Below are 15,184 nucleotides of genomic sequence, written 5' to 3'. Positions count from 1 at the left end.
CAATGAAAAATAACACGATAAAAAGGGGTGGTAAAAATGAAGAAAATCTTCCAACTTGGGATGTTGGTTTTTATTGGTTTGATGGGATTTTTTGTCCTTCAACCATCAATTGCCTTTGGACAGACATTTGTTCGTGATGATGCCGGGGTCCTTTCACAAGAGACGATCGAACAGATCGATGCCTTGAATAAAGAGGGGTTCCAATCATTGACCGGAGCGCCAGAATATGCTGTGATCACGATCCCTTCCTTAGATGGGCAATCGATTGAAGAGCGTAATTTGGAACTGTTCAATGAGTATGGTTTAGGAAATCCAGAGGACAATAATGGACTATTGTTTCTCTTTGCTATTGATGATCGTGAATTTCGTCTGGGTTATGGCGATGGACTATCCTATGTCTTCAGTGAGCTATCGGAAGATGATTTAGTGGATGAAGATGCCAAAGACGCATTACGAGATGAAGATTATGATACAGCGATATTGGCAGCTTCTAATGAAGTCTATCAGCGCATGAAAGAAGCGGATGAAACGATTGGTTTAGGGACGATCTATCAAGATGGCAAGCAAATGTTAGCAGAAAAACAGGCACAAGAAGCAGAAGCCAACAAGCAGATGTGGTTCACTATTGGAAAAATCGTTAGTGGTGTTGTAGCGGCAGCAGCTGCAGGCCTTGTAGGGTTCATTAGTTTTCGTCACCTTAAAACCAAACAGCGTTTTGCAGAGCACCTGCCGTTGCCGAAACATCTCTTAGAAGATAGTCACTTCCAACAGAAAGATTTCTTGAAATGGGCTAGCAATAGAAAGAACTATCAGCGTTACCATCAGTATCAGACAGCCAAAGATTGTCAACAAGCATTTACGCAGTATGTGACGAGTACTTATGTGCCAGCGAAATTGAGTTCGGTCACTGGATTGTCGACAGCGGATAAACGAGTCATCCAACACGGCTTGACGAATCCAGCAATTGGCGCCTATTTTTCAAATCTGCTGATGAAGAAACAAACCACGGTCAAACAATTCGGTCAGCTGATCCTTACACAACATGACACCTTAAAAACCTATGAAGCCCAATTAGGCAGGGAAGTGTCTGAACGGATGGCAGACTATGATTTAACTGATGCAGTGTTACCCGAAAATCTGCCTTTAGCAGATGCGTATCGAGCAGAAATAGCCAAGCAAGCCAAAGAAGAGATCAGAAGACGCAACGAGCGAGGCCGGTACTTAGCGCAACTTGTGACGGAAAAAGCGACCTATCCTGAGATGGTACAAGCCATTCCGAAAGAAGTTTCTAATGTTATCGCGGAAGTGAAAACAGATGCCTTGTTCCAAGTTGACTTGAAACAGGTTTATCAAAATCACCCAGATTTAGCAAACAAATTATCCTCATTTGATGCTTCTGATCGAGCAGCCGTTTTAAATAATGCTCGCCAAGAGTATGATCCCCATGGGATGAATATGGCGTTGTTCTTCGTGATGATGAATAATCATGTGACCCATCAAGAACAAGTCATTGCCGATACGCAGAGTTCTTCGAACGATTTTGGTGGTTTTAGCGGAGGAAGCAGCAGCGGTGGCGGTGTTTCTGGTAGCTGGTAATTTTTTACTAAGGATGAACGTTCATTGCTTTGCAATACATTCGCTTGCATGTAGGTTTGTGCAAGAGGAAGGATTGCATGGTCAATGGCGTTTTTTCTCGTGGAGGAAATCCCTTGATAAAAAAGACAAACCTAACAAAGTGTGGTAAACTTTTTAGAGTTACAGAAAATGAGTGGAAGTTTCATTCATCTGAAAAAGGGAGAAAACGAGGGATATCATGTACCAATCTTACATATGGGATTTTGACGGAACACTTTATGACAGCTACCCAATCATGTTGAAAGCTTTTATGAAGACATTGAAAGAGTATGGCTTCGATCCAGATCCAGCGGAGATTTATTATATATTGAAAGATTCATCTTCCAAAAAAGTTGCTGAAAAATACAACTTAGATTTTCAAGAGTTCACTAAAGCATTCAAAGCAAATGAAGCATTAGATGATCGACTGCCTCTTTCCTTCGATGGGACAAAAGAGACATTAGAGGCTGTGGTTGCTGCTGGTGGCAAGAACTACATTTTGACCCACCGCGATGTTATCTCAACGAAAGAACTGTTAGAAAAAGAACAGATGGCAGACCTGATCGTTGAGATCGTAGGACCGGAAAACAACTTTCCCCGTAAACCTGATCCGACTTCATTAATTTATCTTGTCGAGAAATATCAGCTGGACAAAGATCAAACTGTCATGATCGGCGATCGTACGATGGATGTTTTTGCAGGACAAGGAGCAGGTGTTAAGACAATTTTTTATGATATAGAAGGTATCTTAAAAGATGTATCTGCCGACCATACCGTCCAATCAATGGCTGAAATACAAGAAATCATTAAGTCTTGAGAAATCAAGGCTTTTTTGCATAGAAGACTAATTAGTTCTTCCTGTTGATAAGGAGTATTTATTTTAATGGAGCGTTCGATGGCACTGCAAAATTTTCGTGATTAAAAAAAATTTCTTAACAGGAGCTTAAAAAGACATAGACCATCTAAGAAATTTCATGCTGCAACTGGTCAACTTCCCACAGGAATGATAGTCTTTAGAAAAGACAAGAAGGCTTCTTCAGCGATCTAAACTAAGGATGAGTGAAGTGGATCACCGATCGCCTTACAGCTAGCAGATAAAAAAATCATTGACGGAGGAGTCGTATGAAAAAACTAAAATTCTTATTCAAAAGCATTTTTCTCATCGGGCTTCTTTATTTTGCAAGCCAGATGATCACATGGCATGACGGTCGTTTGGCCTTTCGGGATGCCCGCCTCAACGAGATCACTCAAACTATCTCTTCCCGATTTTCTCTTTCACAAGATGCTTCAGACAGACAAGTGGAAGAAACGCCTGCTCAGACACATTTATACAATGAATCACGACAAGTGATTGAAGAAACCTTTGGAGAAGCAATCAATGAATCAGCGAATCGGTATGGATTAACGTGGACATCCTACCACGATGATTTTCGTAACTTCATGATGGTGATGTATGATGAGAATGATATCGCGCAAGGAATCTATACGAACCAAGATACCCTGCATATCGATGACACGCTAGGAATCGGGTCTTCAAAAGACAGCGTTCGTAATCAGATGGGCACGCGTCAAGAAAGTTTTCAACGAGGATCACGACGGTATCGAATCCAGCCAGATGCGAACTATGATCTCTTCTTACATGATGATCAATTGATTACTTTTTTCTATGATGTTCATGCCGAAGACACAGTGACCGCGATCCAAATCATCAATCAAGAGCTAGAGGTCTTGCATGCAAATGATTTTAGGCAAAATCAGACAGCGGTATTAAGCGGTCTGCGTACGCAGCTGTTTGAACTTACGAATGCGACTCGAGTAAAATTTGGATTGGAGCCATTAGAATTTAGTGCTGCAACAAGTGAGACTGCCCGTAAGCATAGCCAAGATATGGCTGAAAATCGGTATTTTGATCATATTGCTTTGGATGGGTCAAGCCCCTTTGATCGGATGCAAGAAGACGGGATCAGCTTCACCGCCGCAGGAGAAAACTTAGCATTTGGCCAAGCCAGCAGCATTTACGCTCACCAAGGCTTAATGAATTCAGAAGGACATCGGGCAACGATCTTAACTGAAGGGTATGACTACCTGGGGATCGGTATTGCGATCGATACCAGCGAACAGCCTTATTATACAACGTTGTATCATCGAGGCTCGGCGTCGTGAATTCCTGAATTGCGTGAAACTGATTTGTAAAAAACACTGGTCATTTGAGAATGCTTCTTTAGCAGCATCAAATGACCAGTGTTTTTTTGACGATAAAATGGTGTGCAGCAGTATTGTTTAGTTTTGACGGTAGGCATGAGGAGAGCACTGATACTTCTTTTGAAACAGCTTATAGAAGAATGAGACATTTTTATAGCCGACTTGGTGTGCGATTTATTCCACAGGTAGAGAAGAGTTTCTCAACAATAAGCTGGCTTGATTGAGTTTTAATTCTTGAAGGATCGTCACAAAGGATCGGCCAAGTTGCTGACTGATACGGCGACTCAAATAGCTCGGGTTGTATCCAAATGCCTCCGCGACCGAAGCTAGTGTGCAAGTAGAGAAATGTTTCTCCAGATAGTCCAACACTTCTCCAAGGTATAGTTGGTCACTTTTTTGCGACTCGATCCGTTGTTTTTCTTGGAAGCTACGAACGAGTTCGGAAAAAATAATGATCATATAGGAATGGATGACCTCATGAGAACCGAAGGAGGGATTGAAGAACTGGGCAAAGACCCCGAAAATCGCATCAATCAAATAGTCGTTGTTAGTCGTTTCAAACACTAAGTATTGATTGTGCTTTTGGCTTACAGATAACGCATTGATGGCAAAGTCGGCGATCATGCTATTGGATGCCAACCGACTGAGCATCTGCGTGGAAAAGTACTCTTTGCTGATCAAAAAGTTAATAACAATGTCGTCTTGATTTGTTTCGATAATTTGGTGGATCACTCCAGTATCTAATAAGCAAAAGTCACCTGCCTTTAAGATCACCTTTTTTTCATTGATCATGATCGTGACTGTTCCAGAAAAAACATAATTCATTTCGATAAAATCGTGCTGATGTAGTGGCGTAGAAGAAAAGCGTGCATGTTTTAAAATCAAGAGCTGGCTTGTCTTAAGAAATCCGCTATCCTGTGGTCGTTTTCGGATGAGACGAGAACGGTGTTTTTCGAAGGTATATTGATAAATTGGCTCATTTTTATCACTGTAGACTTTCTTAAAATCCTCATAATTGTATGGAAGAGATTGCGTCTTTTTAAGGACTATTTCTTCGGTAGTCGTCAATTGTTGTAACTGCTGCAGAATGTTCTGTTTATCCATCGCTTTCTCCTTAGGTAAAAAATAGTCAATGAAATAGTAGAGTATCGTCATTGAAGACAGGTAGAGGTAGTATATAATACTCATATGATAGCGTTATCAATTATCATAATCCGGATGATAATAATAGTCAATAGTACCAGCAAATTCGAAAGAAATGGGGAATCACCATGAACCACGACAAACCATCATTAGGGGATAAGATCCAAAGTACCCTTGGTCCATTTGCAAGTAAAGTCAATGGGAATATTTATATTACTTCAGTTAGGGATGCAATGTTAGCTTAGATGCCATTCACCTTCATTGCGTCGATCTTTTTAATTATTGCTTTTTTTCCGATCCAACAAGTGACCGATTTTATTACTATGGTGTTGCGAACAGAAGATGCTAGTGTCTGGCAAGAGAAATTGCTCTATGTCAACAATGCTACACTCGCAATCGGTGGTTTGCTAGTTGTCATTTCCCTCGCAAAATCACTGGCAGAAAAACTTGAAACAAATGTTTTGCAATGTGTCTTAACTGCTTTTGTTTCCTTTTTACTATTAACACCGTTGGATGCAATGGAAGCAGGGACTTTTTTAGATATCACCCGCGTTAGCGCGCAATCGATGTTTTTAGCGATTATTGTCGGTATTTTTAGTACTGTTCTGTATAAAAAAATTGAGGGCAAAGGAATCAAAATCAAAATGCCTGCAGCGGTTCCACCAGCTGTTTCTGGACCATTCGAATCAGTGATTCCATCTTTTCTTGTCATCACGACGATTTGGGTCATCCGGCTCATCATCGAAGCCCTATTTAACAGTGATGCTATGACGTTGATCAATGGGACCCTTGGGATTCCATTAACAATGTTAGGTGGCTCCCTCGCAGGAATGGTCGTTGTGAAAATTTTCGAGCAATTTTTGTGGTTTTTTGGCCTTCATGGAACCTCGATCATTCAAGCAGTGATGGACCCAATCCATCAAGTCCTTGAAGACCAAAACCGTGTGGCATCAGTGGCGGGAGAGATTCCAACGAATATTATCAGTATGAGCTTTCGGAATCATTTTGCCTCGATTGGCGTCGTCGGTGCGATCATTGCTATTTTGATCGTAGCAAAAAGTAAACAGTACAAAGAGGTTGGAAAAATTGCTAGTGTTCCTTATATTTTCAATATTGGTGAACCAGCGTTGTTCGGGATTCCGTTGATGTTGAATTTCAGTTTTATCATTCCTTTTGTTTTTACAAATGCCGTCACAACGATCGTCGCTTATTTTGCCTTTTATTTCGGGCTAGTCCCGATACCAACTGGGCTTGCGCAAATTCCTTGGACGACGCCACCGATCATTAGCGGCTATTTTGTCACAGGTAGTATTATGGGCTCTTTGTTACAAATCGTCTTGATCGTGATCGCAACGATGATTTGGTTGTCATTTATCAAAGTTGCTGATAAGCAGATCTGTATTGAAGAAGCACAATAACCTACGAAAGGAGCAGCTTATGAAAGAAACGATAACCATCAACGGGAAGACAAAGCCATTAACAGTGGATTTAAATGAGCCGATCCTTATTGAATGGTCGATGACCAATCACCAAGGCTATCGATTGCAAATCTTCAATGAACAGCAGCAAGCAGTGTATGACTTTTCCAACATAGCCGCTTCTGAGAATAAAATGGAGATCCTCTTACCGCAGCATCCGCAGCGAAAAAAATATCAAGTCAAATTGACTGCAGTAGCAGGAAACGATGTCACGATTTACAGCAGTATGTTTTTCACGATAGAAAAGCGTGAGAAACCTAAAGAAACTATGGGCAAGTGGATCACTCGCTTAGATGATCCTATTAAAAAAGAACGGTTTTACTTTTCAGAAGAGAAAAATAGCTGCTTGTCCCGCTCCTTCACACTGGAAAAGTGTCCTTCCTATGCAGTGATTGATTGCTGCGGGCTTGGTTTTTATCGCTTGTCTGTTAATGGAAAAATGGTATCAGATGTTTACTTAAACAGTGATGTAACGAACTATGATCAAGTCGTCTACTATGATACCTATGATTTAACTGATTTTTTACAGGAGGGAGACAATCGAATCGAAGTTGAACTTGCAAATGGCTGGTACAACCCTGCTCCGATTGAGATTTTAGGTCGGTATAACATCCGCAAACAACTAGCGATCGGCAAACCCTGTTTCTGGGGGGAGCTTCAGTTAAATGACGGAGGAGAGAATCGCTACATTTACTCAGACAATCAGTGGCAAAGTAGTTTTGGGCCTTATTTGCAAAACAATCTTTATATAGGAGAAATCGTTACCGATGTACCTGATCCTCGGCCAGAAGGAAAAACGGTACAAATTGCTGGTCCCGCGGGACGTTTCAAGCCAAGCTTTATTCCTAAAATCAAGCGCACACAATCGATCGTTCCCCAAAAAATGACCGAAACTGCAGCGGGACTGCTCATTGACTTCGGTCAAATCATCAGCGGTCAATTTGCTTGTACACTTGAGAAAGATTTCATTGGTCAGGTCAGAATCAGCTATGCAGAAAGATTAGATGAGCAAGGCAACCCTGATTATACATCTACGATCAGTGGAACTTATGGCGTCTACGATCCCTATGAAGGGAAGCAGCCAGATGATCCCATCGTTCAACGAGACATCATTGAGAAAACGGCAGCAAAGACGTTCGTTTTTGAAAACCGCTACACCTATCATTCCTTTCGTTATACGTTGATCGAGACGAAACCTGCTGACAACCTTCAAGCGATTGTGGGCGCAATTAAAGCCTATCGCCTGCATACGGAGGTGAAATCGTTGGTGACGATTGAAACCTCCGACCCCTTTTTGGATCAGTTATGGGCGGTTGGACAAGCCACGCGGTTGAACAATATCCACTCGTATTTTGAGGACTGCACTCGTGAGCGGTTCGGATATGGCGGAGACATCGTCGCTTTACTGCCAACGCAGATGGCAGATCTAGCGATTGAACCGTTGTTGGAAAAAGTGTTGTGGGATTTTGCCTACGACCAACGACCGGATGGTGCAATGACCGCAACTGCGCCATTTGTAGGAATCATGACAAATGGACCATCAAATGGCGGTGGTGCGTTAGGGTGGCAATTGGTAGTTCCAGAGCTTGCTTTGGCTTTGGTGAAGACCTATGGGAAACAAGCAGCGGTTGCCAAGCTGCGTCCACAGTTGGAACAGCATCTCAACTATTTACTCGCTTTTGATTTTGATTATATCGCCCAGTGCTGTCTCGGCGATTGGGGAGCAATTGATGAAACTCGGCAAAACGAGGTTATTACTTCGCCAGATCAGTCCTTTTGCTCTGCCTGCATGTATCTACTTTTACTACAGCGTTACCAAGTATTGATCGACTTGAGGATCATTGGTAACGAAGATTATTGTCAGCGAGTGCCAGCAGCGATCCAGTACACGACACAACAAATCAAACAGAAGTTTTCTATAGGACATGGGCAATACGGTGCGGGCACCTTGTCTAGCATGATCTTTGCAATGAAAACAGGACTCAGTGAGAAAAAAGAAATTTTGCCAAAATTAGTACAACGGATCAAGCAGCAAGAGGGTATTTTCTCTTTCGGCATCTTCGGGATGGCATGGAGCTATCAGTTGCTGGCTGAAGCTGGCTAAAATGATATTATTTTTGATTGGTTAACGAGGAGAGCTGCGCCTAGTTATGCAGCAATGCTGGCAAGCGGAAACGGCACTTTGATGGAACATTTTCCAACGCCGCAACATTCAGCCACTTACGAGGGTTCGTTGAATCATGCCATGTTTGCTTCTTATGGGTATTGGTTTGTCCGTCATTTATTAGGCATTCAGATGACAAGCGCTGGGATACTGATACAACCAGCTATCGATGTACCTTTAGCCCATGTCAAAGGCTCCTTACAAAGTACGTTTGGATTAGTAGCTTTAAGCTGGGAAAAGACTGATCGTACCGTTCGTTTAACGGTGGAGTTGCCACGAACATGTGGCTATGAAATCAGTCAGATGAAAGGTTTTAGAAAAGTCAGCGAGAAAATAGAGGATGAGGGGAGCCGAAAGAAAGTTACTGTCTCTATACGATTACTTCTTAACTAGTGAAAAAGTCGACACGTGGAAAGTGTTGACTTTTTTTCTGTCCTTGATTACTTTTTGCGTATTTCATCTATGAGGTGGTGAAAATGGATCAATGGAAAATGCTTAAAGATTACTGGCGGATTGCACTTGTAGGTGCGGTGCTGGTGGTTTTGTTGATTATCTGGTTTGTGCCGTTTTCGAAGAACAAAGAAACAAACTGGCATTCAATGGCAGATGCAGCAGGGCAAACGTCTGAAATGGTGGAAGGTGGAACCCTTCAAGAAGAAAGTCCTCACGATGAAGAATCTGATATTGTCATAGATATCAAAGGGGAAGTGCACCAACCGGGAATTTATCGCTTAAAATCAGGTGCGCGGATGTATGAACTGATCGAACAAGCAGGTGGTCTGACAGAAGAGGCGTTAGAAACAGCGATAAACTTAGCACAAGTGCTGCAAGATCAACAGATGGTGATCGTTCTCCATCAAGAGGATGAAGGGTTTATGGAGATAAATGCTTCAGGAGTAAACGACAGCCAGACTGCAGTGACACAAATCAATCTGAATCAAGCCAATGCGCAGCAACTGCAAGAACTGCCGGGTGTGGGTGCCAAAAAAGCAGAAGCAATCATCGCTTACCGCGAAGAATATGGTTTTTTTAAACAGATTGATGAGCTAAAAAAGATCACAGGCATCGGAGAGAAGACCTTTGAGTCCTTGAAAGAGATGATTACAGTGACGGACTGAACCAAATAAAAGTAAGCAATACTAAGAAATGACGGTTGAAAATTCAAGAAATTCGATTAGAATAGAACTAATCAATCGCAAAGGAGCAAACGAATGAGCAATACGAGAATCCCTTGGGACCAGTATTTTATGGCTCAAGCTGTTTTACTGTCTTTACGCAGTACGTGTTCCCGACTTGAGGTCGGAGCTACATTAGTCAAAGATCGCCGAATTATTGCTGGAGGCTACAACGGATCCGTCAGTGGCGATGTACACTGCATCGACGATGGCTGTTATGTTGTGGATGACCATTGTATTCGGACGATTCATGCAGAAATGAATGCCTTATTGCAATGTGCAAAATTAGGGGTGTCTACAGACAATGCGGAAATCTATGTGACGCACTTTCCTTGCCTTCCCTGTACGAAAGCAATTTTGCAAGCAGGGGTCAAAACGATCCATTATTTGAATGACTATCGCAATAATCAGTATGCAATGGAACTGATTCAACAAGTAGGTGCTTCCGTCCACCAAGTTGAACTCGATCCGGTGTATTTTGAAAAACTTTCATTTGGTGTGCTGAATGATGCACAACCAACAAAAGAGAACTGATTCATTTTTATTTCTTAGTATTATTTTTGCTTGTTCGGTGACTGCTTACTATGTGCAGTCCATCTTACTGGGACTCATTGCACTTTATTATTTCGGGATGCTTGTCTTAAAACGACAGGCATTTTTGTGCATGGTTTGTTTTATAGGACTGTTGCTGTTAAGTGTCCGCGTCTCTCTATTTCGGACTGGGGACATACAAGAAGGTGAGTATCGAGGGGTAGTCAATGTGCTGCCAGACACGATCAAAATCAATGGTGATCTGCTTACGTTTGAAGCAAAATCCTCCGCAGGTAAAGTGATTGGTCGTTACACGATTTCTTCAGAGACTGAAAAACAGCAATGGCAGGATCGATCCGATTGGGGAAGAAAGCTGCTGGTGAAAGGATTTTTTTCTCTTCCTGAAAAACCACGAAACCGCCACGGGTTTGACTATTCTGCCTATCTAGCCAGTCGATCAATTATTGGCTCAGTCCATATCGAGCAAATTGTAGGATTGGAAGCAGCAGACTCAGGCTTTTCGCTTGCAAAAGTTCGAGCGGATGTTATTTCTTCTGTTCAACGAATTTTTCCTGAACGATCCGCTACCTATATCAATGCATTGCTCTTTGGGTTTAAAGATCACGAGTTTCAAGAGGTGCGACAAATTTACAGTGCAAGTGGCTTGTTACATTTTTTTACGATTTCAGGAATGCATGTCGTCTTATTTTTCAGATGGTTTCGCGAGATCTTATGCCGATTGGGTTTCACGCAAAAAGAAATGTTGTTACCTTTGGTGGTCTTTTTCTTAGGGGCGATCGGTCTGTGTGGGGGTGGCATTAGTGTATGGCGCGCCGTCTTGGCACTGGCTGTTAATCAAGTGAACGCCCTTTTTCCTCAACGCCTATCGGGGAGTGATCGCTATGGGATTGTCCTGACAGCACTTTTATTCGTTGACCCCAAAGTATTTCTTCAAACATCGGGGCAACTAAGCCTTTTGATGACATTTTTGCTACTGATGCAACGACCAGTTGGATGGTCATGGTTTTGGTGTTGCCAATTCTTACCTGTACTTGCAGCACCCATCATTGTCGCAGTTTTTTATGAATTTCCGCTCTTTGGCGGCTTATTGACGTTTTTCTTTCTGCCGTTTTTTCAAGTAATTTTGCTACCAGCATGTCTTTTATTGTTTATGGTCAGTACTCTTTTCCCACCCATCAGGGGGCTGATTGTCCTTTTCGAAGGACTTTTGCTGCTTTTGGAAATAATTATAGGCGCTGTTGGGGGCATTTCCCTGACAATCGGTGCTATACCTGTGGGATTGGCTGGCATCTGTTGTCTGCTTGGCCTGTTTTTTTATCAAAAGAAACGGTGGTTGCTGGTGATCTGTTTCTCACTCGCTATACCAACGGTCTACCAAAAAAACAGCGTTGTACCGACGATTAGCTATGTCGATGTTGGGCAAGGAGACAGCATCGTTTTACAGGCAGAAAAAAATCGCGAAGTTTATGTGATCGATACTGGAGGTTCTCTGTCTTTTCCGAAAGAAAAATGGCAAGAGCGTAAACGACAAGCTGCCGCGGAATCTACATTGATTCCTTTTTTGAAAGGGGAAGGGGTCAGAAAGATCACCGGTTTGTTTTTAACTCATGGGGACACGGACCATATGGGAGATGCGCTAGCATTGATGAAGGCGATCCCCGTTGAAACGTTATATCTTGTACCAGGAAGTGAACAAGATCACCGCATCGCCAAGCTTTTAAACGAACTGCCTAAGCAGACAAGCGTTGTTTGGACGACGGTTGGCCAAGTAGTGGGTGATTTCCTTCAGTTGCAAATATTGGCACCAGAATCAGGTGCAGGACAAAACGAAGATTCGATGGTGATTAAAACCAAGGTAGGGGATAAAACATTTTTGTTTACTGGCGATCTCGAACAAGCTGGGGAAAAAAAGTTGATTCATGATTATCCGAATTTAAAAGTTGATGTATTGAAACTAGGGCATCATGGCAGTCGAACCTCGACGGCACCTGAGTTTGTTGCGGCAATCGATCCCCAATTCGGGATCGTTTCAAGTGGACGGAACAATCGGTACGGGCATCCTCATGAAGAGGTGCTTGAAAACTTGGTTAATCAGACCGTTTTGCGAACGGATCAACAGGGCATGATCCAATTTATTTGGTCTGAAAAACAACAATCATTTTTGATAAAAACGCTGCTAGACTATCCGATTGACTAATGGTAGGATAAGAATGAAAGCGGGGGAAACGATGGAATTACAAAAAGCGTTGCAAGCAATTCGGACCAAGGAGTTGCAATCGATTTATCTAGTCATCGGCAGTGAAATGTTTTTACAAGAGCAAGTTCGCACGGCCTTTTTGGAGCGTTTTTCCGTTGGGAAAGATGATCTGAATTTTGCTTCCTTTGACATGGAGAAAGATCCCCTTGATATGGTGATCCAAGAAGCCCAATCGTTGCCTTTTTTTGGCGATCAGCGCTTACTTTTCGTCGAGCGGCCATTTTTCTTAACGGCTGAAAAAAAGAGCAATGCACCTGAGCATGACCTAGATGATTTTTTGAATTATATCAAAGACCCATTGGAATCATCGGTAATGGTGATTTTTGCAGATGTCGATAAATTAGATGAACGGAAAAAAATTACTAAGCAGCTGAAGAAAGCCGCAGTTGTGATTGATGTCGCACCTATGAAAGAAGCCGACGTGCGTCAGTATCTCCAACAGTCGTTGGCCAATGACGGCATCGAGATGAGCCGAGAGGCGTTTGATTTGTTTTTACGGTTAACGGATCTGCAACTTTCAAAAGCGATGCAGGAGTTACAGAAACTACGGTTGTATGCTGGAAATGGCAATAAAATCACGAAGGAGATCGTCTTGCAGTTGATCCCTAAGACGTTGGAACACAATGTCTTTGAATTAACCAGCGATGTCTTAAAGGGGAACGTATCGGATGCGTTGCGCTTGTATGACGATCTATTATTGCAAGGGGAAGAGACGATCAAGATCAATGCTATCTTGATCAGCCAAGTCCGTCTGCTGTTACAGGCGGCGATTTTGATGAAAATTGGCTACCAGCAAGCCAATATCGCAGAAACGTTGGGGATTCATCCGTACCGAGTGAAGTTAGCGATGCAGCAAGCTCGTGGGTTTGGAGAAAAGCAATTAGCAGCACTATATAGTGAATTGATCGAAAATGATTACTTAGTAAAAAGTGGTCAGATGGACAAAGAGTATTTGTTCCAGCTATTTGTTTTAAAACATGGCAAACAGTAAGTCAAAAAGAAAGGCGCAGCAATCATCGATTGCTGCGCCTTTCTTAATTTGCTTATTTTGCAATTTTTTTACTTAAACGAGATTTGTCGCGACTAGCTTTGTTCTTGTGGATTAATCCTTTAGTCTCAGCCATATCGATTGCTTTAACAGCATCTTTATATAACGCATCTACGTTATCAGCACCAGCTTCAACAGCTTGATCAAATTTTTTGATTGCTGTACGCATTGTGCTTACTTGAGATGAATTCTTAGCATTAGCCGCTTCGCTTGTGCGAACACGTTTGATTGCAGATTCAATGTTTGGCATGTATTTCACCTCCGAAAAAAAAGTTCAATTACGTTTAGAAAACGTATAAATCAACACTAGTCATTATACCTAATGCCAAGAGTGATTGCAATAAAAGTTGTAAAGAAATTTTACTTAACACAAAAAAATGATTTTTCGGCCACGCTATTTTTTGCTTTATGGAATTTAAAAATACTTCTTTACACATTTTTTACAGAATAGTTATAAAAAATTTACACAGAAAGAGCTTTCTATGCTATGATTACTTCGGAATTTTTAAATGGGGGAATCTATGTGAATATCGCTTTGTTTCTAACGATTGTCTTGTCATTAGGGGTGATTTTCGTCAACGGCTGGACGGATGCGCCTAATGCTATTGCAACCGCGGTCTCAACAAGAGTCTTGCGTCCAAATATCGCCATTGGCATGGCGGTCGTCATGAATTTCTTAGGTGTACTGGTCATGACGTATTTTAATGCGCAAGTAGCAGAAACGATCAGCAACATTGTGACATTTGACTCAGGTGGAAGCTTTCGAGTCTCGCAGATTGCTTTAGCCGCTGCCTTATTCTCGATTGTCGTCTGGACGGTCGCTGCTTGGTACTTTGGGATCCCAACCAGTGAATCTCACGCATTGATTGCGGGATTGACAGGAGCTGCCATGGCCCTGGGTGGTTTGCATGCAGTCAACGGTGAAGAATGGCTGAAAGTCTTGATCGGACTCGTTGTGTCTACGTTAATGGGGTTTATTGGTGGATTTTTGATCACAAAACTGATCGTTTGGCTCTTTCGTGATACGCAACGGCGAAAAGCCAACAAAATTTTTACGGTTGGGCAAGCCATTGCGGCTGGTGCCAATGCCTTCTTGCATGGTGCCCAAGATGGCCAAAAATTCATGGGTGTGTTCATGTTAGGCCTTTTTTACAACAATCTTGCTGAAAAGACTGGTAATGGCTTTGCGATCCCACTGTGGGTGATGGTTCTTTGCTCATTGACCATGGGGATCGGTACATCGGTCGGTGGGATGAAGATCATCAAATCAGTGGGAATGGATATGGTAAAGCTGGAAAAATACCAAGGCTTTTCTGCAGATGTTACTGCAGCAATCTGTTTGTTCTTGTCTTCTGTATTTGGTATCCCAGTTTCAACAACGCACACGAAAACGACCGCTATCATGGGCGTTGGAGCGTCTCGGCGTTTTTCTAGCGTTGATTGGCGCATTGTAAAAGAAATGATCTATGCTTGGATTTTAACCTTTCCTGGCTGTGGATTGATTGCGTTTCTAATGGTCAAATTTTTATTGCTAATTTTGTAAGGAGAGAA

Annotated in this window: 13 protein-coding genes and 1 pseudogene; 11 read left to right on the top strand and 3 right to left on the bottom strand. The window is 42.3% G+C overall.

Annotated elements, in window-relative coordinates; translation table 11 throughout:
• The first annotated feature begins 36 nt into the window (after positions 1-36).
• From A5870_RS09205 to A5870_RS09190, 3 genes are all read left to right on the top strand, one after another.
• Positions 37-1,596, top strand: coding sequence for a TPM domain-containing protein (locus A5870_RS09205; RefSeq protein WP_086292467.1), 1,560 nt, complete (start codon positions 37-39; stop codon positions 1,594-1,596).
• Between the two features lie 217 nt (positions 1,597-1,813).
• Positions 1,814-2,431 (top strand): HAD-IA family hydrolase, encoded by a 618-nt coding sequence (locus tag A5870_RS09195; protein ID WP_086292466.1) that lies wholly within the window; start codon positions 1,814-1,816, stop codon positions 2,429-2,431.
• Between the two features lie 305 nt (positions 2,432-2,736).
• Positions 2,737-3,777, top strand: a complete 1,041-nt coding sequence (locus A5870_RS09190) for a CAP domain-containing protein (RefSeq protein ID WP_086292465.1) — start codon at positions 2,737-2,739, stop codon at positions 3,775-3,777.
• A 117-nt stretch (positions 3,778-3,894) separates the two neighbouring features.
• Here A5870_RS09190 and A5870_RS17640 read toward each other — a convergent pair whose 3' ends face one another.
• On the bottom strand, positions 3,895-3,990 hold the full coding sequence (locus A5870_RS17640; protein ID WP_252086093.1) for an AraC family transcriptional regulator: 96 nt from the start codon (positions 3,988-3,990) through the stop codon (positions 3,895-3,897).
• Positions 3,991-4,920 (bottom strand): cupin domain-containing protein, encoded by a 930-nt coding sequence (locus A5870_RS09185; RefSeq protein ID WP_242595951.1) that lies wholly within the window; start codon positions 4,918-4,920, stop codon positions 3,991-3,993.
• Positions 4,921-5,204: 284 nt separating this feature from the next.
• Between A5870_RS09185 and A5870_RS09180 the strand changes: the two genes are divergently transcribed.
• The 7 genes and pseudogenes from A5870_RS09180 to holA all read left to right on the top strand — a co-directional run bounded on the left by A5870_RS09180 (position 5,205) and on the right by holA (position 13,576).
• On the top strand, positions 5,205-6,377 hold the full coding sequence (locus tag A5870_RS09180; RefSeq protein WP_242595950.1) for a PTS sugar transporter subunit IIC: 1,173 nt from the start codon (positions 5,205-5,207) through the stop codon (positions 6,375-6,377).
• Positions 6,378-6,396: 19 nt separating this feature from the next.
• Positions 6,397-8,658: pseudogene (locus tag A5870_RS09175) on the top strand (family 78 glycoside hydrolase catalytic domain); the annotation flags it as partial.
• Positions 8,659-8,682: 24 nt separating this feature from the next.
• Positions 8,683-8,994, top strand: a complete 312-nt coding sequence (locus tag A5870_RS17635) for an alpha-L-rhamnosidase C-terminal domain-containing protein (protein WP_369596789.1) — start codon at positions 8,683-8,685, stop codon at positions 8,992-8,994.
• 83 nt (positions 8,995-9,077) lie between these two features.
• The gene (locus A5870_RS09170; RefSeq protein ID WP_086292464.1) at positions 9,078-9,719 is read left to right on the top strand and encodes a ComEA family DNA-binding protein; all 642 of its coding nucleotides are present in this window, start codon (positions 9,078-9,080) and stop codon (positions 9,717-9,719) included.
• A 93-nt stretch (positions 9,720-9,812) separates the two neighbouring features.
• Positions 9,813-10,310, top strand: coding sequence for a ComE operon protein 2 (locus A5870_RS09165; RefSeq protein WP_005230159.1), 498 nt, complete (start codon positions 9,813-9,815; stop codon positions 10,308-10,310).
• A complete protein-coding gene (locus A5870_RS09160) occupies positions 10,282-12,525 on the top strand; it encodes a DNA internalization-related competence protein ComEC/Rec2 (RefSeq protein ID WP_086292463.1) in 2,244 nt (747 codons plus the stop codon). Before A5870_RS09165 ends, A5870_RS09160 begins: the two co-directional genes overlap by 29 nt.
• 31 nt (positions 12,526-12,556) lie before the next feature.
• Complete coding sequence (gene holA, locus A5870_RS09155; protein ID WP_286088808.1) at positions 12,557-13,576, top strand: DNA polymerase III subunit delta; 1,020 nt, start codon at positions 12,557-12,559, stop codon at positions 13,574-13,576.
• A 52-nt stretch (positions 13,577-13,628) separates the two neighbouring features.
• On the opposite strand, the gene rpsT is transcribed toward holA, so the two are convergent.
• A complete protein-coding gene (gene rpsT / locus A5870_RS09150) occupies positions 13,629-13,883 on the bottom strand; it encodes a 30S ribosomal protein S20 (protein ID WP_005230162.1) in 255 nt (84 codons plus the stop codon).
• A gap of 237 nt (positions 13,884-14,120) precedes the next feature.
• Between rpsT and A5870_RS09140 the strand changes: the two genes are divergently transcribed.
• Positions 14,121-15,176: an inorganic phosphate transporter gene (locus A5870_RS09140; protein ID WP_081118972.1), complete on the top strand. Its 1,056-nt coding sequence runs from the start codon at positions 14,121-14,123 to the stop codon at positions 15,174-15,176.
• Positions 15,177-15,184: the final 8 nt, after the last annotated feature.

The organism is Enterococcus sp. 2G9_DIV0600, assembly GCF_002140615.1.
Lineage (GTDB): Bacteria > Bacillota > Bacilli > Lactobacillales > Enterococcaceae > Enterococcus_D > Enterococcus_D innesii.
Note: the sequence above shows the minus strand (reverse complement) of the source record. Positions and strands in the feature narration are given on the sequence as shown.